This is a genomic window from Treponema berlinense (genome assembly GCF_052273165.1).
Lineage (GTDB): Bacteria > Spirochaetota > Spirochaetia > Treponematales > Treponemataceae > Treponema_D > Treponema_D berlinense_A.
Genome location: NZ_DAVZIU010000020.1, coordinates 1 through 23,537, shown reverse-complemented (window position 1 = coordinate 23,537; position 23,537 = coordinate 1). Strand labels below are relative to the sequence as shown.

16 protein-coding genes are annotated in these 23,537 nt (G+C 40.3%); 13 read left to right on the top strand and 3 right to left on the bottom strand.

Annotation, left to right across the window (positions count from 1 at the left end):
• Nucleotides 1–14: 14 nt before the first annotated feature.
• Nucleotides 15–623: a YggT family protein gene (locus ACT6XC_RS07435; RefSeq protein WP_443741344.1), complete on the bottom strand. Its 609-nt coding sequence runs from the start codon at nucleotides 621–623 to the stop codon at nucleotides 15–17.
• A 161-nt stretch (nucleotides 624–784) separates the two neighbouring features.
• A complete protein-coding gene (dnaE, locus tag ACT6XC_RS07430; RefSeq protein ID WP_443741343.1) occupies nucleotides 785–4,498 on the bottom strand; it encodes a DNA polymerase III subunit alpha in 3,714 nt (1,237 codons plus the stop codon).
• A 232-nt stretch (nucleotides 4,499–4,730) separates the two neighbouring features.
• Here dnaE and ACT6XC_RS07425 point away from each other — a divergent pair, with 232 nt between their 5' ends.
• The 11 genes from ACT6XC_RS07425 to aroA all read left to right on the top strand — a co-directional run bounded on the left by ACT6XC_RS07425 (nucleotide 4,731) and on the right by aroA (nucleotide 19,055).
• A complete protein-coding gene (locus tag ACT6XC_RS07425) occupies nucleotides 4,731–6,167 on the top strand; it encodes an SH3 domain-containing protein (RefSeq protein ID WP_443741342.1) in 1,437 nt (478 codons plus the stop codon).
• 15 nt (nucleotides 6,168–6,182) lie between these two features.
• A complete protein-coding gene (locus ACT6XC_RS07420; protein WP_443741341.1) occupies nucleotides 6,183–8,138 on the top strand; it encodes an ABC-F family ATP-binding cassette domain-containing protein in 1,956 nt (651 codons plus the stop codon).
• A gap of 116 nt (nucleotides 8,139–8,254) precedes the next feature.
• The gene (locus ACT6XC_RS07415) at nucleotides 8,255–10,324 is read left to right on the top strand and encodes a methyl-accepting chemotaxis protein (RefSeq protein ID WP_443741340.1); all 2,070 of its coding nucleotides are present in this window, start codon (nucleotides 8,255–8,257) and stop codon (nucleotides 10,322–10,324) included.
• Between the two features lie 216 nt (nucleotides 10,325–10,540).
• Entirely contained in the window at nucleotides 10,541–11,524 is a 984-nt protein-coding gene (galE, locus tag ACT6XC_RS07410; RefSeq protein ID WP_443741339.1) for a UDP-glucose 4-epimerase GalE, read from the top strand.
• Between the two features lie 503 nt (nucleotides 11,525–12,027).
• The gene (locus ACT6XC_RS07405) at nucleotides 12,028–13,701 is read left to right on the top strand and encodes a class I adenylate-forming enzyme family protein (RefSeq protein WP_443741338.1); all 1,674 of its coding nucleotides are present in this window, start codon (nucleotides 12,028–12,030) and stop codon (nucleotides 13,699–13,701) included.
• 43 nt (nucleotides 13,702–13,744) lie between these two features.
• Complete coding sequence (locus ACT6XC_RS07400; RefSeq protein ID WP_273066652.1) at nucleotides 13,745–14,080, top strand: hypothetical protein; 336 nt, start codon at nucleotides 13,745–13,747, stop codon at nucleotides 14,078–14,080.
• Nucleotides 14,081–14,100: 20 nt separating this feature from the next.
• Nucleotides 14,101–14,685, top strand: a complete 585-nt coding sequence (locus ACT6XC_RS07395; protein ID WP_443738230.1) for an RNA polymerase sigma factor — start codon at nucleotides 14,101–14,103, stop codon at nucleotides 14,683–14,685.
• Complete coding sequence (locus ACT6XC_RS07390) at nucleotides 14,675–15,130, top strand: hypothetical protein (RefSeq protein ID WP_443741337.1); 456 nt, start codon at nucleotides 14,675–14,677, stop codon at nucleotides 15,128–15,130. Before ACT6XC_RS07395 ends, ACT6XC_RS07390 begins: the two co-directional genes overlap by 11 nt.
• Nucleotides 15,131–15,273: 143 nt before the next feature.
• Nucleotides 15,274–16,515, top strand: a complete 1,242-nt coding sequence (locus ACT6XC_RS07385; protein WP_443741336.1) for a M20 family metallo-hydrolase — start codon at nucleotides 15,274–15,276, stop codon at nucleotides 16,513–16,515.
• Between the two features lie 110 nt (nucleotides 16,516–16,625).
• The gene (locus ACT6XC_RS07380; RefSeq protein ID WP_443738233.1) at nucleotides 16,626–17,696 is read left to right on the top strand and encodes a phospho-N-acetylmuramoyl-pentapeptide-transferase; all 1,071 of its coding nucleotides are present in this window, start codon (nucleotides 16,626–16,628) and stop codon (nucleotides 17,694–17,696) included.
• 3 nt (nucleotides 17,697–17,699) lie between these two features.
• Nucleotides 17,700–19,055: a 3-phosphoshikimate 1-carboxyvinyltransferase gene (aroA, locus tag ACT6XC_RS07375; protein WP_443741335.1), complete on the top strand. Its 1,356-nt coding sequence runs from the start codon at nucleotides 17,700–17,702 to the stop codon at nucleotides 19,053–19,055.
• A gap of 193 nt (nucleotides 19,056–19,248) precedes the next feature.
• Here the strand turns inward: aroA and ACT6XC_RS07370 are convergent, their stop codons facing one another.
• Nucleotides 19,249–20,349 carry an aminotransferase class IV gene (locus tag ACT6XC_RS07370; protein ID WP_443738235.1) on the bottom strand — a complete coding sequence of 367 codons (1,101 nt, stop codon included), beginning with the start codon at nucleotides 20,347–20,349 and terminating at the stop codon, nucleotides 19,249–19,251.
• A gap of 348 nt (nucleotides 20,350–20,697) precedes the next feature.
• On the opposite strand from ACT6XC_RS07370, the gene ychF reads away from it, so the two are divergent.
• Entirely contained in the window at nucleotides 20,698–21,828 is a 1,131-nt protein-coding gene (gene ychF, locus ACT6XC_RS07365) for a redox-regulated ATPase YchF (protein WP_443738236.1), read from the top strand.
• A 77-nt stretch (nucleotides 21,829–21,905) separates the two neighbouring features.
• Nucleotides 21,906–23,300, top strand: a complete 1,395-nt coding sequence (locus ACT6XC_RS07360; RefSeq protein WP_443741334.1) for an MATE family efflux transporter — start codon at nucleotides 21,906–21,908, stop codon at nucleotides 23,298–23,300.
• Nucleotides 23,301–23,537: the final 237 nt, after the last annotated feature.

Below are 23,537 nucleotides of genomic sequence, written 5' to 3'. Positions count from 1 at the left end.
ATTTTTAGGACATTTTAAAAAGGAAGATGTACGAGAAGATTGCAGATTATTGAAACTAAAAAATCTGCAAGTTTTACCGTAATCAGTGAAAATACAGTTGAAATTATAAGCGCTGTCGTAAAGGGAATGAATTTTTTTGTGAAAATTCCTGAGATTTTGTAGGCGAATGGCGAAATCAGGCTGTCGAGCTGATCCCAAATCGGGCTGTAAGCGCGGTAACCGTTTTTGCGGGAAATAAGACGCATGATTCCCATTGCGACAAGGCGAATTATTAAAAGCACGATTAAAAATTTTGTGACTGAGGAGATTAGCGACCAGACAAGGCTAAGTACGACTGCCAGAAGATATCCGACGGTTATTGGCTGTCCGTGAGAAAGGCTTGAAAGAATACCGGAAACGGCATAAAGGGCACAGAGCGCAAGTGCCGGACTAAAGTCAAGTCCGCGGAAATTTAAAAAGCGAAGCTTTCTGAATATGTTGAGATAAGGGTCGCAGACAGAAGATAAAATCCTTCCAACCGTTGAATAATTTGTCTTTGGAAACCAGGTTAAAAAAATTCTGATTAAACAGATAAAAGAATAAAAATTAACAGTCATAGCAATAATTTGAAAAATATTTCTCATTTTTTTATCTCCTTCGCCATGGATGGCGAAACACAAAGCACGCAAGTGCTTTGTGTCAAAAGTTTTGCGTCAGGGGGTGGAGCCATGCCGAAGGCAGTGCAAAGCACCGCGCGCAGCAAGTGGCGGAACACCCGACGGCGTAAGCCGGGACGCCCGAATTCTTAGAAAAGCCACGCGTCTTTTACGAACGACATTGATTTTACTTTTTCCAAAAATTCGTTTGTGCCTGGGGCGGAAAGTTGTGTGTTTGCTTTTATTGTATAAGAACTTTCGCCTGCATTTATATGAAAATATACTGAACAACTGCCAGAATTTCCAAATAAAAACTCTTTTAAATTGAAAATTTGCTGTTCTTCCTTAAATCCGTCGTCAAGCTGAATGTGGATTTCCTGGATTGCACGGTTTTTGAGCATTTCTGGGTCTTCGAGGGCTTCGATTATAAACGACGGTTCTTCCCTGTCTGGGCTTGTATCGAGCCGTCCGCGGAATGCATATACTTTGTCGTTTTCGATTTTTGCAGACAGTTGTTCCCAGGTTTTTGGAAAAAATGTTAAATCGATTGTGCCTGTATAATCCTGCAATTTTGCAAATGCCATCGTTGTTTGCTTTTTGGTGACGATGGAGCGCAGTTCTGTAATCATTCCGATCGCAACGTATTCTTTTTCGGTGTTTTTGAGTTGCCACGGTTTTGCGCCGGATTCGATTGCCGCTGCGTGCTGGATTTTTGCGGCCTTTGACTCGCGGGTTATATTCTGTGAGTTGAGTGTCGCTTTTTCGCAGGCTTTTTGGTAGTCGTCGAGCGGATGTCCGGAAACGTAACAGCCAATGAGTTCTTTTTCCATATTCAATTTTTCCATTTTTGTTGAATCTGGAATTACTTCAAATTTGTAGTCGGCAAATTCTTTTTCGCCTGTGTTTTCAAAAAGGCTGATCTGTCCGTCGCTTCCGCCGGAAACTTTTTTTTCGATATATGTCCAAGCAGGGTCGAGGTTTGCAATAAGGGTTGGACGGTTTTGGTCGAGGTTGTCGAATCCGCCGCATTTTATTAAAACTTCGACAGCTTTTTTGTTGATGGCAAGTTTTTCGCCTTTTTTCTGACCAGTTTCTTCGTCGATAATGTCTTCTTTTATGGTTATCATTCGTTCAAGAAAGTCCATGAAGGTTTTGAACGGTCCGTTCTGGGTGCGTTCTTTTACGATTGCATTTGCGGCTGAGTTTCCCATGCCTTTTATTCCGCGGAATCCAAAGACAATGTGTCCGTCTACAACGTCGAAATTTGAGTCTGAGCGGTTTACGTCTGGCGGATCGACTTGAAGTCCCATTCTTCGCGCTTCTGCAATGTAAACCGGAAGTCCGTCTGTCGAGGTAATTTCGTTTGTAAGGTTTGCAGCCATAAATTCTGCCGGACAATTTGCCTTTAACCAGCCTGTCCTGTATGCGAGAACTGAATATGCCGCTGCATGAGATTTGTTAAAACCGTAACCTGCGAAAGGAACCATTATGTCGAAAATTTCGTCGGCGTGTTCTTTTGTAAAACCCTGTTTTATTGCGCCTTCTTCAAATTCAACTTTTTTGCCCATCATAACTTCAGGTTTCTTTTTTCCCATGGCACGACGGAGCATATCTGCGCCGCCGAGAGAGAATCCTGCAATTCTCTGCGAAACCTGCATAATTTGTTCCTGGTAAACCATTACACCGTAGGTTTCTTTCAAAATTGGCTCAAGACAAGGGTCAGGATAGTGAATCGTTTCTGGCTTCCATTTTCCGTCGATGTAGTTTGGAATAAACTGTAGCGGACCTGGGCGGTAGAGCGCGTTTAACGCTACAAGGTCTTCGATTTTTTCTGGCTGAAACTGGCGCAGAATTTTTTGCATTCCTGGAGATTCAAACTGGAATACTGCGACTGAGTCGCCACGTTTAAAAAGGTCGAAGGTTTTTTTGTCTGTTTCGCTTACTTCTGCACAGATAAATTTTTCTTCGCCACTTTTTTTGTGCTTGTTGATGATGTCCTCTGCGTAGCGAATTAGCGAAAGTGTTTTGAGTCCAAGATAGTCAAATTTTACAAGTCCGCAAGGCTCAATAATGTCCATTGTGTATTGAACGCCGACTTCGCCTGTTTTTGAATCTTTAAAAACAGGCGCCCAGTTTGGAAGCGCAGTCAAGCCGATTACCATGCCCGAAGCGTGCAGACCTGTGTTTCGTTTGCAGCCTTCGAGTTTTAGTGCGAGGTCGAAGAGTTTTTCGTAGCGAGGATCGTGGCGGAATTCTGCAAGTTGTCCTCCGTCCGGAAATTTTTCGTTCGGCGGGTCAAAGCAGTTTTTGAGTTTTGTCTTTAGGTTTTCGGAAACCTTTGACTTAAGCATGTTTACCTCTGCAAGAGGAATTCCAAGCGTGCGTCCAACATCGGCAATGCAGTTTTTCGGCTTTAAGGTTCCAAAAGTAACAATGTGTCCGACCTGCGGATCGCCGTACAAATCGCGTGTGTGCTGTATTATATCTTGCCTGTAGTCGAAATCCATATCAACGTCAAAATCCGGCATTGAAACGCGTTCAGGATTCAAAAATCGTTCAAAAATCAGCTTAAAACGGAAAGGATCAATGTCCGTAATTCCAAGCGAATAGGCAACAAGAGAGCCTGCACCCGAACCTCGTCCCGGTCCAATCGGAATATACGGTTTTGCGCAGTTGTTTACGTTGTCCCAGGTTGATTTTGACCAGTTGATAAATTCCCATACGATTAAGAAGTAGCCGGAAAAGCCCATCTTAAAAATGATTCCAAGTTCGTATTCGGCACGCTGTCGGATTGTCGGTGTAATTTTCGGATAGCGTTTTCTCAATCCTTCTTCGACGAGATGACGCATGTAATCGTCCTGATTTTTTGTGTATTCGTCGCCATGTGTCTGGAATTCTTTCGGAAGTTCAAAGCGCGGAAGACACTCTTTTAATTCCTGCGTTTTGTACTGCTTAATTGTCAAATTGCACATATTCGCAATTTTTACTGTATTTTCGTAGGCGTCCGGACAGTCTGGAAAAAGCTGGCGCATTTCCTGTTCTGTCTTAAAATACCATTCGTGTTTTTCAGCGCCCATTGTCTGGTGCGGTTCGTTCATATTCTTTTTAAATCCAATACATCGCAGACAGTCCTGGGCTTCCCAGTCTTCTTTTTCGATATAGTGAATATCATTTGTGACAACGAGCGGAATGCCGAGTTTTCTCGCCATTGCGATCAGCATTTTATTGACAGTTTTTTGGTCTTCAAGACCGTGATCCTGCAATTCAATGTAGTAATGGTCAGGTTCAAATAGATTTTTGTATTTTAAGGCGAGTTCTTCAGCTTCGCTTTCCCGACCAGCAAGAAGCAGTTGCGGCAATTCTCCGGCAATGCAGGCAGAACAGCAGATTAAACCTTCGTGATATTTTTCCAGAAGTTCAAAGTCGATTCTCGGTTTTCCGTAATAAAGGCCTTCCTGATAAGCAATCGACGAAAGCCAGCTCAAATTTTCGTAGCCTTTCTGGTTTTTGCACAAAAGAATCAAGTGAAAATAATGAGCCTGCCGGTCTCCGTCCTCTCCTTTGTGCGAATAAGGAACATCGTTTTTTTCGAGGTGGCTTCCGTATGCAACGTAAAATTCTTCACCGACAATCGGATTTATGCCGTTTACATGGCAGAGTTTTTCAAAATTGAGCGCGCCGAACATGTTTCCGTGGTCAGTCAGCGCAAGTGCCGGCATATTAAGACGTTTTGCTTTTGCAACAAGGTCATCAAGTTTTGCACAGCTGTCCAAAAGCGAGTAATCCGAGTGAACGTGCAGATGAACAAAATTCGCCGGTGGAGTTCCTTCCGGGGCTGCCTCAAAAACGTGATAATCTGCCATAATTCCTCCCAAAAACAGAGCTCAACCGGAACAAAAAATTCCAGTGTTTAGAAATGCTTCGATTTTATCATTTTTTTTGTGATTTGGGCACTACCCGCTTGCGCGGGTCGCTACGTTCCAGGTTCCGCTTACGCTCCATTTCCAAATAAATTTGGAAACGCTTTGCGCCTTGCACATCGCTAGTGCAGGCAGGGCTTTAAATTCAAAAAAAATTGTGGGATAATTCAACACTATGAATAAAAAAATCGTATTTTTATTGTCGGGACTTTTAAGTTTAATTCTTTTTACCGGGTGTGGAAAACTCGGCTATTCACTTGTTCTTTGGAATAATCCGGAAACGGGAGTTCACGAAGGGCAGATTGTAAAAGTTTATGTAAAATCAAATATTTCCCAATCTTATATCATCATGGGACTTGAAAATACACACAAAGTTGAAATTCCTCTTTGGCAGATTTCTGAGCCTCAGAGCAAGTCTAAAATCGAAAAACTTGCTGCCCGCTATTCAAATTATGAACACACTTACGCAAGCGTAAAACTTGACGGTCTTCCGATTCGCTCTGGAACCGAAAACGGCTCAAAACAGGTCTACCGTCTTCGAAAAAATGAAGTAATCCGTGTTTTGTATCAGGGAAAAGGCGTAAAACCTACAAACGGTCATGGAGAACTTCCAGGCGAGTGGCTCCGCGTTTTAACCGAAACTGGAACTGAAGGCTGGTGTTATTCATACAATCTCAATCTTTTTGAACGCACAGAAAACCAGATTGCTGTAAAAAACGAAGTTGAAGAAGAAAAAATCGACGAAGAAATCACAGCCGCTTTCTCGAAAAAATGGTATCCGGAAGAATATAAATCAATGCTTTCGAGTGGCCGTCTGGATTTGTCAAAAATGGATGAAAGTTTTGGATTTGATTTTGGTCAGGTTGAATGGAAGTATCCGGAAAAAGCGCCGGAAGAAACTTCGGATCTGCCTTTTGACGAAAATCCGGACGGACAGAATGAAGTGGAAATTCAAGAAAAAATTCCTGTTCCAAAAGTTGCAAAAGAGGGCGAAATTTTAACTTTTACGGCAACCCTGCGTACAGAAAATCTTGATAAAAGATGGGCTTATACAAAAATCAAAAAGAACGAGGACGGAGCATATCAACTTGATGATCACGGAATCTACATCACTTTAGTTGGAAAAAATTCGCTTACCGTTCAATACATGGACACGGACGGAAAACTTAAAAGCGAGAATTTTGTTGCGCTTTCTCAAAATATTCAGACCGCAATCGAAACAGAAATCGAAAGACGGAATCTTGAAATCAAGAGCTTTGTGGACGAAGGACCTGTTTATCACAGTTCAAACTACGGAACAATTATTTTTAGCGAAGACAATACTGCTGTCTGGAACAATTTTAAACTGCTTGTTCCAGGCGTAGTTTCGAATCGCGCGCACGGAAACATAAAAGTTTCTGTAAAATACTATTTGAGCAATCAATTAAAGAAAGAATTTGACGGAATTTTGACATTCTCGTTTGAAGGAATGGACGAAGATGTTAGTTTCTTTTATAAGAAGGATCCTGAAGGCTTGCGTCTTGAAGATGCAAAAAAAGCGACAGCCCGCGGAAATCTTGTTACGGCTCGCGGTTCCTCTCCGCTTGTTATGTACTTTAGCAAAAATCACTAATTTGGAAAAAAATAAATGGCATTTGTTCAGTTTTCTCAGGTTTCCCTTGCGTTTGGAGACCGTGACATTTTAAAAAATGTTTCTGTAAACTTGCAGGCAGGCTCAAAAGTTGCCCTTACCGGAGCAAACGGAAGCGGAAAATCTACGCTCATAAAGGTTATGGCAGGTCTTGTTCAGCCAGACGGTGGCCAGCGCGTTGCACAAAAAGACGCCAGAATTGCATATCTTCCTCAGAGCGGACTTACTCACCACGGTTGTTCTCTGCGTGAAGAAGCAGACAAGGCTTTTGGTTTTGGATATGAGCTTCAGAGCGAAATGGAAAAAATCGGCGACAAACTAAAAAACGGCGAAGGAAACGAAAAACTTCTTTTGGAACGGCACGATGCTATTTTGACCGAGCTTGAGGAAAGCGGGTGGAATCGCCGTCAGGTCATGGCGGAGCAGGTTTTGGCAGGGCTTGGCTTTAGTCGCGAAGATTTAGACAAAAATTGTGAAGAATTTTCTGGCGGATGGCAGATGCGCATTGCGCTTGGAAAAGCTTTGATGGTAAATCCTGATATTCTTCTTTTGGACGAACCTACAAACTATCTTGATATTGAAGCCCGCGGTTGGCTGGAAAAATTCTTGGACAACTACAAAGGCGGATTTTTGCTTGTAAGCCACGACCGTTATTTTTTGGATCATACTGTAAACGAAGTTTATGAACTTTTTAACGGTGAATTAAAGCGTTATCCTGGAAATTACACTCACTACGAAAAAGTTCGCGAAGTCGAACTTGAAACTTTAATTCGCGAATACGAAAAACAGCAGGCAGAAATTTCACATCTTCAAGAATTTATAAATCGTTTTGGCGTTCAGGCAACAAAGGCGGCTCAGGCACAGGAACGCCAGAAAATGCTTGATAAAATTCTCGAAAAACAGATTGTAATTCCTGAAAGTCTGAAAAAAATTCATTTTAAATTTCCGCCAGCTCCACATTCTGGACGACTGGTTGCAACTCTTTCAAAAATTACAAAATCTTACGACGGAGAACACAACGTTCTTCAAGACCTGGATTTGGTCCTCGAAAACGGCGAGCGTTTGGTTGTGGCTGGACATAACGGTGCTGGAAAATCAACTCTCTTAAGAATAATTGCTGGAGCAGATTCTGATTTTTCGGGCGAAGTAAAACTTGGAAGCGGAGTAAAAATCGGATATTTTAGCCAAGACAATGCCGAAACTCTAAAAGGCAGCGCATCTGTTTTGGAAACTGTTGAAAGCGAAGCGCCTCTGGAACTTATTCCGAAAATTCGCGATATGCTCGGTGCTTTTTTGTTCCGTGGAGATGATGTTCATAAAAGTCTTGATGTTCTTTCTGGCGGCGAAAAAGCGCGCGTCGCACTTTTAAAACTTCTTCTTCGTCCCGTAAATTTTTTGATTTTGGACGAACCTACAAACCACTTGGACATGCATTCAAAAGATGTTCTTCTTGATGCGCTGAAAGATTTTGGCGGAACTGTTATTTTTGTAAGCCATGACCGCGGATTTATCGAAAATTTAAGTACTCGTGTTCTTGAATTAAAACCGGGACAGTTCAGAGTGTTTCCTGGCGATTACAAATATTATATGGAGCGTCTTGAACGCGAAGCTAACGGCGAATTTTCTCAAAATGATGAATTAAAATCGGGTGTTCAGCTGGAAAAACTTTCTCAAAAAGAAGAGAAAACAGAAACGAAACGTTCGTGGGAAGAGCAAAAAAAACTTGAATCGGAAAGACGCCGTGCCGAAAAAAACGTAAAAAATCTTGAAGAACAGATTTTAAAGCTTGAAGAAGAAAAATCTTCTCAGGAAGCGCAAATGGCAAAGCCAGAAGTCTATTCAAGCGGTGAAAAAGCAAAAGCCGTCCAGAAAAAAATCGACGAACTGGCAAAAGAACTAGAAGAATTGAACCTCCAGTGGATGGAAGCTGCCGAAAATCTCGAAAAATTTTAATTTTTTTGAGAAGAAGGTTTATAAAAAACAAACTGAAGACAAAAAAACATAAAAAAATATGACAGATTTTTTTTTATGGTTTAAAATATTTTTATAGTTTAAAAAGGGAGTTTTTTATGAAAAAGAGTTGTCCTTCAGTTTTTAAATATTTGCTTTTTTGTTTGCTTGCGGTTTTTGCCATTTTTTTTGTTGTTGCTGGAACAAGATTTGTTTTCTTTTCAAAAACAGAGTCAACTTTAATGCAGGTTGCCAGAATCAAAGAATTGGAGTTTTCTTCCAATCTTGACGGTCAACTTTTACTTGCAACTCAAATGGCAAAATCTCCTTTAATTTCTGCTTATATGGAAAATCCTTCTGATCGAGAACTTTCTGAACGGGCTGCAGAAGAAATTCATTCTTATCAGGAAATGTTTAAGGGAAAAAATTCATTTTCTATTTCTGACAAAGATTTGCTTTATTATTCTAACGGCAAGGTTCTTTATACTCTCGATAAATCCGACCCTGCAAATTCATGGTTTCCGACTTGCCTTGAATTAAAAGACGACTACACTTTTATCGTAAGTTACGACATTGCGCTTAAAAAATCCATGCTTTGGGTTGATGCGATTGTGCGCGATGGTTTTGGCAACGGAATTGGTCTGGTTGGAACTGGAGTTGACCTTTCTGACTTTGTCGATATGATGTATCAAAATCTTGAGCACAAATATCAGATGTTTTTTTACAACAAAAACGGAGAAATTACAGGCGCTTCCGATACAAAACTTTTGGAAAATAAGGCGAAAATTTCAGAAACGATTTCTGCGCTTGAACAAAAGTATATGTTTTCGACTGACGAACTTTTTTTTAAGAGCTGGAGCGGAGCGTTTGTTGTAGCGCCGATTCCGTCGGTTGACTGGCAAATGGTGCTTTATGTTCCATACAATTTAAAAACTGCGTTGCCATGTGCGGCTTTTCCTGTTGCGATCGTTTTGATTTTTGCACTTGCTCTTTGGGGATTGATGACAGCAAGACACTTTTTGTTGCCGTTGACCGCATTGAACAAGGCTGTTGGAGATTTTGCTTCGAGCGATGCTGATTTGACAAAAAGACTTCATTCAAGCGAATCCGGTGCAAAATCCAAGTTGATTTTGGATATAGAAAACGGATTCAATGCTTTTATCGGAAAACTTCAGCAAATGGTTTTAAACCTCAAGAATTCTAAAGATGAACTTAGTTGTGCTCTCGAAAAACTGCGCGCCTCAATCTTGGGAATTGTAAAATCGATCGAAGAAATCAATCGTCATATTGGAGCTGTAGAGGCTTCGATAAACGAACAGGGCTCGAGTGTAGATGAAACTTCGGAAACCGTTGCTCAAATTTCTTCCAAAATAAGTTCTCTTGGAAAAATGATTTTGCAGCAGAACGAAGGAGTGACAAATGCAGGTTCTTGTATTTCGCAGATGATTGACAATATTGATGTTGTAAATGATTCTGTGTCAAATCTTTCTCAGGCTTTTGTAAATCTTGAGGCAAATGCTGGAAAAGGCCTTGAAAAACACAAGCAGATGAATTCAAAAATTGCAGAAATTCAGACGCAGTCTGGAAAACTTTTGGATGCAAACAAAATAATTTCGTCAATTGCAAGTCAGACAAACCTTTTGGCAATGAATGCGGCAATCGAAGCGGCGCATGCGGGCGAGGCTGGAAAAGGTTTTTCTGTTGTTTCCGATGAAATCAGAAAACTTTCGGAAACTTCTTCTGGACAGTCAAAAGTTATTGGAGAGCAGTTGCGTGCGATTGGAGATTTGATTTCGGAAATTGTTTTTGTTTCTGGCGATTCTGAAAATGCGTTTAATTCGGTTTTTGAAAATATTCATAAAACTGATGGATTTGTAAAATCGATAAATTCGACTATGGAAGTGCAAAAGCAAGGTTCAAGCCAGATTAGCGAAACTTTGACCTTGTTAAAAGAAAGTTCCGATTCTGTAAAGAATGCGTCTGCCGAAACCGAGGAAAACAACCGCACTATTTTGTCAGAAACAAAAACTTTGCAGGAAAGCGCTGCAAAAATGCGCCAGCTTGTGAGCGAAATGGCTGGTTTTGCAAGCTCAATAACTTTGGAAGCCGAAAAACTGAACGGACTTTCGGACGGAGTTGGCTCTTCTCTCGAAAAAATCAATGAGGAAGTTGAACTTTTTAAGGTTTAGTTTTTTTGTTAAAAACTTTTCTGGACTTGCTAGCGTTCTTTTTTGGTTTTATACTGTGTTTGGAAAATATGCGGTAGCGCTGGTAGCCCCGAAGTTGTTTTTGGACGGCGGTTGAGATTTTGTCGAAACTGCCGTCCAAAAACAATGAAGCGTAAGCGGAAGGGCGGACATAGCGACGGCGAAAGCCGGACCGCCGAAAAAATTACGGAGATAAAAATGAAAGTTTTGGTTATTGGCGGAGCCGGTTATATTGGTTCGCACGTTGTAAAACAGTTGATGAAGAATGGGCACAAAGTTACGGTTTTTGATAACCTTTCTTCGGGATTGAGGCAGAATCTTTTTAAGGAAAATGATTTTATTTACGGAAATATTCTGATTGAACGCGATTTGGATAAGGCTTTTGAGCAGGGGTTTGACGCTTTTATTCATCTAGCGGCTTTTAAGGCTGCCGGCGAGTCTATGGTTGAACCGGAAAAGTATTCGATTAACAACCTGAACGGAACTATCAATATTTTAAATTCGGCAGTAAAGCACAACTGCAAGTATATGGTTTTTTCTTCGAGCGCGGCGGTTTTTGGAGAGCCAAAGTATCTTCCGATTGATGAAGCTCATCCGAAAAATCCAGAAAACTACTACGGTTTTACAAAATTAAACATTGAAGAAATTATGGCGTGGTATGACAAGCTTCGCGGTTTGAAATTTGCAGCTCTCCGTTATTTTAACGCTGCTGGTTACGATCCTGAAGGGTTTCCGTGCGGACTTGAACAGAATCCTGCCAATCTTTTGCCAGTTATTATGGAAACTGCCTGTGGTATGCGTTCAAAAATGAAGGTTTTTGGTTCTGACTACGACACGCGCGACGGAACTTGTATTCGCGATTATGTTCACGTAACAGATTTGGCGGTAGCCCACGTAAAGGCACTCGATTATATTTCTAAAAACAACGAAAGCTTGATTTGTAATCTTGGAAGTGAAACTGGTGTTTCTGTAAAGGAAATGCTCGAAGAAGCAAGAAAAATCACTGGAAAAGAAATTCCTGCTGACTTTGTAGGGCGTCGTCCTGGAGATCCGGCAGAACTTGTTGCAACTTCAGCTTACGCAAGAGAAAAACTTGGCTGGAAACCTGAATATTCCGACGTTCACACATTGCTAGATTCAACCTGGAAAGCATATCTGGCAAACGGAAAGTTAAAAATCTAGTTGAAAAACAGAGAGCAAAATGGTTGAAGCCGCGGAGAAAAGCAAACGAAGCAAAAACGTCTTGGAGCAAAGCGACAACACGGATTGTGGACAGAGTTTTTTTGTAGTGGCTTAAAAATTAAAAAGCAAGTTGAAAAACAGAGAGCAAAATGGTTGAAGCCGCGGAGAAAGGCAAACGAAGCAAAACCGTCTTGGAGCAAAGCGACAACACGGATTGTGGGCAGAGTTTTTTTGTAGTGGCTTAAAAATTAAAAAGCAAGTTGAAAAACAGAGCGAAAAATGGTTGAAGCCGCGGAGAAAAAGCAAGCGAAGCAAAACCGTCTTGGAGCAAAGCGACAACACGGTTTTTGCGAAGTGCTTTTTTGTAGTGGCTTCAACACTTTTTAGAGAGAATCTTTTAGAAGATTTTTTTTTAATTTTTAACAAACCCCGCAACTTTTTTCTCTTTTTTGTGTCTATTTAATAAGGAATGCATTTATGTGCGAAATTTATGATTTATAAGGATGCAAAATTCAATGGCAACAACCTATGATGATTCAATGTTCCGGGACACTTTTGAACACGAATATACTTGGCTTAACGGCTTTATGCGGAATGTTCGCAGATTTTCTAAAAGACTGGCAATAATTGATCCTGATACAGACCGCAGTTGGAATTATAAACAGCTTAATGTTGAAGCAAACCGTCTTGCAAATGCCTTAAAAAAAATTGGACTAAAAAAAGACGATGTTGTTATGGGCGCTCTTCGGAATTCTCCGGAATTTGCCTTTATGTACACAGGTCCTCGAAAAATCGGGGCAATTTTTCTTGCTGCAAATTTTAACCTCGCAAGTGGCGAAATGGCGCTTTTGATAAACCACAATAAGCCAAAAGTTGTAGTTTATTCTGCGAATGTTGCCAAAATGATCGAAGAAGCTGCGGCAATCTGTCTTTGGAAACCAAGTCTTTTTATTATGGCTGACAATATTGAAGGCGTTGATTTGCCAAAAGGACATGTTTCGTACGAAGATTTTGTAGAAAATTCTAGTGTTGATGAACCAAAAATTGATTTTAGACCGCACATTTATGACGAAGTTTTGCGCCTTTGTACGAGCGGAACAACAAGCCTTCCAAAATTTGTTCCCGTAAACGATATTAACGAAGTTCTTTCTGCGCACGATGTAATCATGCATTATCCAATGAATCCTCATGACGTTACTTTGAATATGACTCCGTGGTTTCATAGAGGAGGCTGTCATTCTGGTGGCGTATGTCCTGTTCTTTACGCTGGAGCCGCTGCTGTGATAATGCGTTCATTTAGACCACAGACTTCGCTGGACTGGTGTTCAAAATACAAAATTACTTTTATGATGGGCGCTCCTGCAAATCTCGAAATGCTTACTCGTGCTCAGGAGAAAAGTCCGCGTGATATTTCCAGTTTGCGTGGAATCGTAACAATGGGTGCTCCTTTAAGCCGTTCCGACTGTATCCGTTTTAGAACAGTTCTGACAGAAAATATTTTTAACGGTTATGGAACTACAGAAACTTTCTGGAATTCATTTTTGCGTCCATATAATCTTCCTGACGGAGCAGGTTCTGTTGGCGGAAGCTGCACAGACGACGAAGTTAGAGTTGTCCGTCTGCCTGCTGACGGGTCAAAGGCCGAACCGGACGATTTGGTGCCTACAGACAGCGAAACAGAAGGCGAAATTATAATTCATTCACCAGCAAAATCAACTTATTCTTATTACCGCAATGACGAAATGACAAAAGAAAAGTTTTACAAGGGCTGGATGTACACAGGCGACACTGGCATTTGGAACGAAGATTGGGTTGTGACGGTAAAAGGACGCAAAGACGATATGATGGTTGTTTCTGGCGAAAATATTTATCCGGCACAGATTGAAGAAGCAATTATGGAAAATGAAAAGGTAAAAGACTGCATTGTAACATCTGTTCCTGATAAGGTGCGCGGACAGTCAGTCTGTGCCTATGTTATTGCAGATGATCCTTCGCTTACTGTAAAAGAGTTGAATGAATTTTGCGCAGAAAGTAAAATGCTCAGTAAATACAAGAGACCGCGTTATTTTGCAATCGTAGAAAAAATTCCTCTTACGGCGACTGGAAAAAAACAGCACTCAAAAATAAAGGCTCAGGCTGAAAAAGATTTGGAAGATGGAATCCTTGTGCGTGAATAAGGTGACAGGATAAAAATTACATCCTTGTATAGGAGGCATAAAAATGGAAGAAAAAATTATAAGCAGTGCGGCTCAGGTTATTATTGCGATTACTCCGATTGTTGGAATTGCGATTGGTGGCGTTGTTGTGTTTTTTTCACTGCTCTGGCATCATTTGGAAGTGCGCAGACAGATTTTGAGCGGAACTTACAAACGCGAAAAATTTAATTTAAAAGCGTATTCACTTTTAATCGGTCTTTTGCTGACTGGAATTGGTTTTATGCTGACTGTGGTTTTTGCTTTGCTCGGCGGAATTTCGATATCTTTGCTTGGTGGCTTGATTCCTTTTTCGATTGGAATTTGCGCAATAATTTTTTATAAGGTGAATGACTGGGAATAAATTAAAAAACAGTCATATTCATGGCAGGAAAAACTCTTAACGGCATTGAAAGATTACTCATAAACAAGCGTGATGAATTTTTAATAAAAGAAACCTTGAACGGGAACGAAAAGGCTTTTCAGACGCTCATAAAACTGTATAAAAAAAGGGTTGTTGCGCTTGGAATGAGTTTTTTTAGAAATCCTGACGATACTGACGACTTTGTGCAGGAAGTTTTTGTAAAGGTTTATATGAATCTTTCAAAATTTAACTACAGGTCGAGTTTTGCCACTTGGATTACAAAAATTGCATATAATTCGGCTGTAAATTCGGTTACTCGTCGGCAGGAATATGTTCCGCTTGCGAACGAAGACAGGTTGAAGTCAAAAACCCTTAGTCCTGAAGAAGAAGAAATCCGAAAAACCACGCTTGATACGATTAGAGAATGTGTTTTGTCTTTGCCAGAAAATTACGGCAGGTGCGTGGAAATGTATTTTTTTCATGGCTTAAAATATGAGGAAATTTCTGAAATTACGGGATTTCCTGTAAATACAATAAAATCTTACATATTCCGTTCAAAAAAACTTATGGCGGACAATCTGCGAGGTGTAATTTATGAACAGTAAAAAATGTGAAAAAGTGATGAATTCGTTTTTTGAGCTTGACAAAGGCGAACGTCTGGAATTGCACGATTCTTTGCATTTGATTTTTTGTAAGGAATGCCGCACAAAAGTAAGAGTTCTTTCAAAAGCAGAAAAAATTGTCCAATTGCCACTTTTTCAGAAGTCGAAAGTGCAGGATTTGGACTTGAGTTCTGCGATAAAAAGCACAAATCCTTCCTGGATGGAAAATTTAAAGCCTGTTTCGATGGTGAGATGGGTTTTGAGTGGTTTTTTGATGATTTTGCTTTTTATGCTTTCGGGCATTTTTCTTGAAAAAATTCAGAATCCGGACTATTTAATCTGGTTTTACGTGATTGTCGGAGCGGTTGTAACGGCATATTGCGGGGCTTTTATGGCAATAAATATGGATTTTTTTATAAAAAAGATTGATACGAGTTCTCTTGCGTAAAATGGCGCCGGATAGCAGAGGCCGCAAGCGGGTGCAGGGCACCGAAGGCGCGGTAGACGCCGTAGCCTCGGATAGCCGTTAGTGCAAAAGTTGTGCGCGGCAAAACTGATGAAAAACTATTTTTTTTGTGCTAGGATACTTTTATGAATGAAAATTTTGAAATTTTAAAAGAAAATCTTGAAAAAACAAGACCAGAAATTATTGAATTGCAGACTCTTTTGTCGTCGATTCCGGCTATGGCTCCTGAAAGCGGTGGGGACGGCGAGTCGAAAAAATGTGCTGCTCTTAAAAATTGGCTTATTGGACGCGGTTTTAAAGAAAATCAGTTTACACAGTTTGATGCTCCTGATTCGCGTGTTTCTTCTGGAGTTCGCCCGAACCTTATGCTTACGATTCCTGGAAAAAAAGAACAGTCGATTTTTGTAATGGCTCACATGGACGTTGTTCCGCCGGGAAACCTTTCGTTGTGGCATTCTGATCCTTGGAAAGTTGTTTATGACGAAAAAGATGACAAAATTACCGGCCGTGGCGTTGAAGATAATCAGCAGGGACTTGTGAGCGGCGTTCTTGCAGCGCTTGAACTTCTTAAAAACAATATTGTGCCTGAATATACCGTAAAATTGTTTTTTATGGCTGATGAAGAATTTGGTTCTGAATATGGAATGAAATTTCTTTTGAAAGAACATCTTGAGCTTTTTAAGAAAGATGATTTGATTTTGATTCCTGATGGCGGAGACCCGGAAGGAAAAACAATTGAAGTTGCAGAAAAAAATATTCTTTGGTTGCGTATTCATACGATTGGTTTGCAAAGCCACGGTTCAATGCCTCAAAAAGGAAAAAATGCGCATCTTGCTGCCTGCGACCTTGCTTTGCGCTTAAATGACCTCGAAAACTTTTTTGATGCGGAAGATAAACTCTTTTCGCCTTCAAAATCGACCTTCCAGCCGACAAAAAAAGAAACCAACGTTGATACGGTAAATATTATTCCTGGCGACGATGTTTTTTATATGGATTGCAGAATTTTGCCTTGCTATACATTAGACGTGGTTCGGGCAGAAATAAAAAACCGTGTTGCCGAAATTGAAAAGAAATACGGCGTAAAAGTTGAGGTTAGCGAACCTCAAAAATCTCAGTCGCCGGCAACTCCTGTGGACGCTCCTGTTGTTGAAAAATTAAAGCAGGCGATTATGGACGCACATGGAAAAGAGGCTGTTCCAATTGGTATTGGAGGCGGAACTGTTGGCGCTGAATTGCGTAATTTGGGTTTTAATGCGGCAATTTGGTCTACGATCGATGAAGTGTGCCACCAGCCTGACGAACACAGTTACTTGCACAACACGATTGCAGATGCTCAGACTCTCTGCGCCTTGTTTTTGCAGAAATAATTAAAAAATCCGGCAAAAAACGGCAAAAGCAAATAAAAATTTTGCAAAAAAAATCTGAATCAGTGTTAAATCTTGTAGAATTGGACCGTCTGCGGTAAAATAAGAGCATTATGCTTTATACTATTGGCGGTCTTTTGAACCGATATTTTGGACCTGCGCGTCTTTTGCAGTCGTACACAGTCCTTATTGTTTTGTCTCTTTATACAGGTTTTTTGATTGTTCGTTATTCGATGCCACATTTTTATGCTTATATGCCTCATGACCGTGGCCGCGAGTTTACAGTGAGTGCTGAAGCGGCAAAAGGCAAGCCGACTGGAGTCGGAGTGTTTTTTATTACGACCTTTGTTTTGCTAAGCCTGATTTTTGTTCCAATGGACTGGTTTAAGGCCTGTGCGCTTGGTTTGACCTGGCTTATGATGTTGACAGGTTTTCTTGATGACCGTAGCGTTACAAGTTGGGGCGAATACCGCAAGGCTGTTCTTGATTTGGTGATTTCCGTTGCTCTTTCTGTTTTAATGGCAGTTTATCTTATTCAGCAGAGTTCTGATGGAAAAATTTATTTTTGGCTTCCGTTTTTTACGCACAGAATTTTTGTCTATCCGTGGGTTTTTGTTCTTATTTCTACGGTTATGCTTTGGACTTCTGTAAACACAACTAACTGCACGGACGGAGTTGACGGACTTAGTTCAACTCTTGTTTTGATTGCACTTTTGACTCTCGGCGTAATTTTTTACTTTATCCTCGGACACAAAGACATTGCAGCTTATCTTTTGGTTCCTCATTTTGCGCAGGGAGCGAGTTGGGCGGTTATGACGTTCTGTTTGGCTGGCGTTTTGATGGGGTATCTTTGGCATAACGCTTTTCCGAGTAAGTGTCTTATGGGAGATGCTGGAAGCCGCGCCTTAGGTTTTTACATTGGAATTTGCGTAATGCTCAGTGGCAACCCGTTCATGATTTTTGCAACTTCGACAATTATTTTTATAAACGGCGGAATGGGATTGATGAAAGTCTTTTTGAAAAGATTTTTTCATATTAGTATTTTTTCAAAAATTCGGTTTCCTTTGCACGACCACATGCGCGTAAACCACGGTTGGTCGCCGACCCAGGTTTTAATCAAGTTTATGATGCTTCAACTTTTGATTACTCTTGCCGTTGTCGGAATTATATTTAAGGTCAGATAAAAAATGAATATTAGAGCTTCAAAACATAATCTTTCTGGAAAAATTACAGTTCCAGGTTCAAAATCGCATACAATTCGTGCGCTTATCCTTGCGACTATTGCCGATGGGGAATCTGTAATTAGAAATCCACTTCCAAGCGCAGACTGTCTTTCTACAGCGGCAGCAGTTCCTTTGATTGGTTCACGTGTTGAATTAAATCTTTCGGAAGAGGGAAAGCCAGGAACTCGTTGGCTTGTAAAAGGGGCTGGAAAAAACATTCATCTTCCAGACGATATTGTAAATGTAGGAAATTCCGGTTCGCTTTTGTATTTTTTATCTCCAATTGTTGCAACTTTTGAAGGAATTAGTATTTTTACGGGCGATGAGTCAATCCGAAAAAGACCAGTTGCTCACGTTGCCGATGCTTTGAAACAACTTGGAGCAAGGGCGGAAATGGCAATTCCTGGTCACAACGGTTGTCCCCTTGTCATAAAAGGTCCGGTTTGTTCTGGCGTTGTAAAGACTGAAGGCGAAGTTTCTAGCCAGTATATTTCTGGTCTTATGATGGCAGGAATTTTAATGAACGGAAAACTTACTTTGGAACTTTCCAATCCAAAAGAAACTCCGTATCTTACAATGACTCAAAAATGGCTTGAAAAAGTTGGCGTTCCGTGTTCAATTTCTGATGATTTTAAAAGGATTGAGGTAAATGGACCAAAAAACTTAAAGGCTTTTGATGTTACGATTCCGAGTGATTGGGAAGGTGTTGCTTTTCCGTTGATTGCGGCTCTTATGACTGATTCTAAAATTACAATCGAAAATGTTGATTCGAGTGGAACTCAGGGCGATGATGCAATTGTTGGAATTTTAAAATCAATCGGAGCGGATATTGAATGGGATAAAGAGCAGAATACTTTGACAGTCTGTGGCGGAAAATACGCAAAAAACGGACATGGAAAACTTTCGACAAAATCTCTTCCAAACGGCGAGCTTCATGTAAATATGAATTCGTTTCCGGATGCGGTTTGTGCTCTTGCCGCAATTGCAACAAAAGTTGAAGGTACGGTTGTTCTTGAAGATGCGGCTGTTTGTCGCCGAAAAGAAACCGACCGCCTTAAAGTTTTGAATATTGAACTTTCAAAATTGGGAGCAAATATCGAAGAAAAAGAGGATTCTCTTATAATTCACGGTGGAGCAGAATTGCACGGCGAAACTGTGGAAAGCTATAAAGACCACAGAATGGCAATGTCTTTGGCCTGTCTTGCACTCTCTCTTCCTGCTGGAGAAAAAATAACGATAAAGGACGCAGAATGTTGTTCTGTAAGTTTTCCGCACTTTTTTGAATTGATGAATAATCTTGGTGCAGGATTTTTAAATTGATGCGTTAAGGATTGAAGCGGTGCCAGAGGCAAACAAATGCGAAGCATTTGGTCGGAGGCGAAAGCCGTAGCCGCGCAAAGCCTGACCGGTTGCTTGCAACCGGAAACGCCCCTTTAATTTAAAATAAAAATGGCTGTCAGAAAATCAAATATTTTTTCCGACAGCCACTTTTATTTTAAAACGAAAAATCAAACTATTTGTTTCCTGGAATTACGACTGTGTTCCAGTGGTTTGGATCTTCGAGTGAGCCGTACTGGCGGCCTTTTAATTCGTGCTGGAGTTCTTTTGCAACGGGTCCAAAGCCTTCGCCGAATACTGTTTTTTTGCCGTTCAAATCGGTGATTGATGACATTGGGCTGATTCCGGCTGCTGTTCCTGTTACGAAACATTCAACTGCCTTTTTCTGAACTTCTTTTACGGAAATAGGGCGTTCTTCTACTTTGTAGCCTTTTTCTTTTGCAAGGGCGATTACTGATTTTCGTGTGATTCCTGGCAAAATTGTGTCGCCGAGTTCAGGTGTAACGATTGTCTTGTCTTTGAGAACGAAGAAAATGTTACAACTTGAGCCTTCCTGGAAGTATTTGTGGTGAACTGCATCGAGGTAAACGCATTCAACAAAACCTGCCTGTTCGGCTTCTTTTTTTGCAAGTGCAGAAATTACGTAGTTTGAAGCGCATTTGATGTAACCTGTTCCGTGCGGAGTTGCGCGGATACGGTTTGTGATAACTGCACCGTCAAGACCTTTTTTGAAATATGCAGAAACGGTTGTCGCACAGATTACGACATAAGGTTGTTTTGAACAGCCGACACCGATTGCGCCTTCAGAATTCATAAACGGTCGCATATAGATTGAATCTGCGTCTGCATAGTCGGTTTTTTCCCAATCAGGATTGTATTTTGGAACATAGCCGAGGGCTGCGTTGCGTTTTACGAATTCAACAGAAGCCTTTACATATTGTTCTACAGGAAAAGCTGGGCAGTAAAGACCTTTCATAGAATTGTTAAAGCGTTTTCCGTTTTCTTCTGGACGGAAAATTGCAACTCCACCGTCTTTTGTTGGAAAGCCTTTCATTCCTTCAAAACAGCTGTATGCGTACTGAGAAGTGTAAGAAACAGAAGGAAGCCCCATCTGATTACGTTTGTCCAAAACTGCTTTGCGGTCAGCTTCCGACATTGCCATCAATTCGTCATAAGTTACTTTGTCGCTTTCGAGCCATTCTTCGTCCCATTTTTCTGTTTCAGGATTGTAGCGTGCAATGTAAGTAACTGGATAAAGGTTTAAAGCAAATGCCATTTATTTTTCCTCCACCAGGTGCGATAAAAATCGTATCTGTAAATGTTTTCTTATAAGAATATTACTTTTTTAATTATATGTAAATAAATTAAGGCACGCTAAAGTTTTTATTTAAAGTTTATTGACGGACTCTTTGTTGCGTTCAAAAAACGCTCCGAAGTTTTTTGCAAGTTTTGATGATTTTATGTTGGTTTTTACATGTTTTTTTTCGCAGTTGTGCATTTTTTAAAATAAGAGTAAGATTTAGGCGGTTTTTTTGAGCGAAAACTTGTTTTTTTTGCAGTTGTTTTGAATTATTTTTGGAACAGCTCTATTTTGCTCTCAATTAAAATTTAAGGAAACATAAAAATGAAATTAACTTGTGGAATTGTCGGTCTTCCAAATGTCGGAAAATCTACTATTTTTTCTGCTCTTACACGCGCTCCTGCAGAAGCAGCAAATTATCCTTTTTGTACAATCGAACCGAATCACGGTGTTGTTGAACTTCCAGACGAGCGTCTGGATTTTATGGCTGGTGTTTTTCAGCCAAAAAAGAAAATTCCTGCAACTGTTGAATTTGTAGATATTGCCGGACTTATTAAAGGCGCTTCAAACGGTGAAGGTTTGGGAAACCAGTTTCTTGCAAATATTCGCGAAACTTCGGTAATTGCGCATGTTGTTCGCTGTTTTGACGATCCTGATATTCAGCATGTTCGCGAAGATGCAAAAACTGATGCTCCGATTGACCCTGAAAGCGATATTCTTACTATTAATTATGAACTTTGTCAGGCGGATATAGACACAATTACAAAGCGCGAAGACAAGGTTACACGTCAGATTCGCGCAATGGGAAAAGCGGAAGAAAAAAAATTTGCTGGCTATCGCAGTGCCGTAGATAAAATTTTGCCTTTGCTTCAGGAAGGAAAATGCGCCCGTCAGGCAGATTTGACAGATGATGAACTAGAAGGAATTTATGATCTTCATCTTCTTACAATAAAACCTCAGCTTTTTGTCTGCAATATTGATGAAGATACGATTGCGGAAGGAACAAATAAATATGTTGAAGCTGTAAAAAAAGTTGCTGCTGAAGAAAAAAGTGAAGTAATCGTAATCTGCGGAAAATTTGAAAGCGACCTTGTAGATATTGATACTCCAGAAGACAGAAAAGAATTTATGGACAGTGTTGGATTGAAAGAATCTGGGCTTACAGTCCTTGCGCGAGCATCTTATCATTTAATGGGACTTCGTACATTTTTTACTGGTGGTGCAGATGAATGTCGTGCTTGGACAATTCATAACGGAGATAAAGCTCCTCAGGCGGCTGGCGTAATTCACACTGATTTTGAAAAAGGCTTTATTAAAGCAGAAGTTTATTCCGTAGAAGACCTTAAAAAATACGGTTCAGAAGCAGAAATAAAATCTGCTGGAAAATACCGTCAGGAAGGAAAAGATTATGTCGTTCAGGATGGCGATGTAATGTTCTTTAAATTTAACGTATAGCAAAATATTATTATTAAACATACAAAAGTCCTGGATGTTATTCGGGATTTTTGTATGTCTGTGATAAACTTCTTTTTATGCAATCTTCTTTAAAAAACAAAAATAGAGATTCTGCTCTGGGAACGGACGGAATTTCTCGTCTTATGCTTAGGCTTGCGCTTCCTTCGGTGCTTGCTTATCTAATTAACGTTCTTTACAACATTGTTGACCGAATTTATATTGGCCATATTTCTTCTGAAGGAGCAGATTCTTCTCTTGCTCTGACTGGGCTTGGAATTTGCCTTCCGATAATTCAACTTGTGTCGGCTTTTAGTGCTTTTGCTGGAACAGGAGGCGCACCTCTTGCTGCGATTGAACTTGGAAAAAGTGAGCTTGAGCCTTCTGCCAGAAAAACGGCTCAGAAAATTTTAGGAAATGCGGCTTTTATGCTGGTTATTTTTTCTGTTGTTCTTACTTCGTTTTTTCTGGTTTTTAAAACGCCTGTTTTGACTTTTTTTGGGGCGAGTGAAAAAACTTTGCCTTTTGCGGACAGTTATCTTTCTGTTTATCTTTTGGGAACGATTTTTGTTCAGTTCTCGGTTGGTTTAAATCCATTTATAACTTGTCAGGGACACGCAAAAACTGCAATGATTTCGATTTTAATCGGTGCGGTTTTGAATATTATTCTTGATCCTATTTTTATTTTTGTGCTCGGAATGGGCGTTAAAGGTGCTGCTTTTGCTACGATTATTTCGCAATGCGTGAGCGCGGTTTGGATTGTGTCATTTTTGAGTTCTAAAAAATCTGAAATTCGCCTGAATTTTGCTATTTTGAAACCGAAATTTGCGATTATAAAAAAAATCAGTTCACTTGGAGCGTCTCCTTTTGTAATGCAAGCTACGGAAAGTGCGATTTTTGTTGTTTTTAATTCGGGATTGCAACGTTATGGTGGAGATATTTACGTCGGAGCGATGACGATTATGCAGAGCGTGATGCAGATTATTTTTATTCCGACTCAGGGGTTTGCAAACGGTGTGCAGCCGATAATTTCGTACAACTTTGGTGCAAAAAAATTTGAGCGCGTAAAAGAAGTTATACGTAAAATGCTTTTTGTGAACGGAATTATTACGGTTTGTCTTGTTTTGTGTGCAAGTGTTTTTCCGACCAGATTTGCTTCTCTTTTTACTTCGAGTGGGGAAATTTTACAGATTGAGCAAAAACTTCTTCCAGTTTATATCGCAGGGCTTTGGCTTATGTGGATCCAGAATTCTGCGCAGACAACTTTTGTTGGTATTGGAAATGCGAAGGTGTCGGTTTTTATTGCCTGTTTAAGAAAAATAATTCTTTTGATTCCGTTGGCTCTTGTTTTGCCAAATTTTTTTGGTGTTGAAGGAATATTTTTTGCTGAGCCGATTGCGACAACTTGTTCCGCGCTTACGAGCACAGTGCTTTTGATAAGGGAATATAGAAAGATGCGAAGTTATAAGGTTTAAAATTTTACAGACTGAACAAATCTGAGTGGGTTCCAGTATCAATAAGTTCAAAAATTAAAATATCGTTGAAAATCCCGCTGATTAGACTTTTTTTTCTAAACTGAAAGCCAGGCTCGTCGTTCGCTTTGTGTCATGTTTGCCTCCCTCACAAAATATATTCCAGCTGCCGCTCTTTTGTCTTAAGCCCCATTTTTTCGTAGAATTTTTCCGCCGAAGTGTTTCCTGCCCAGACGTTCA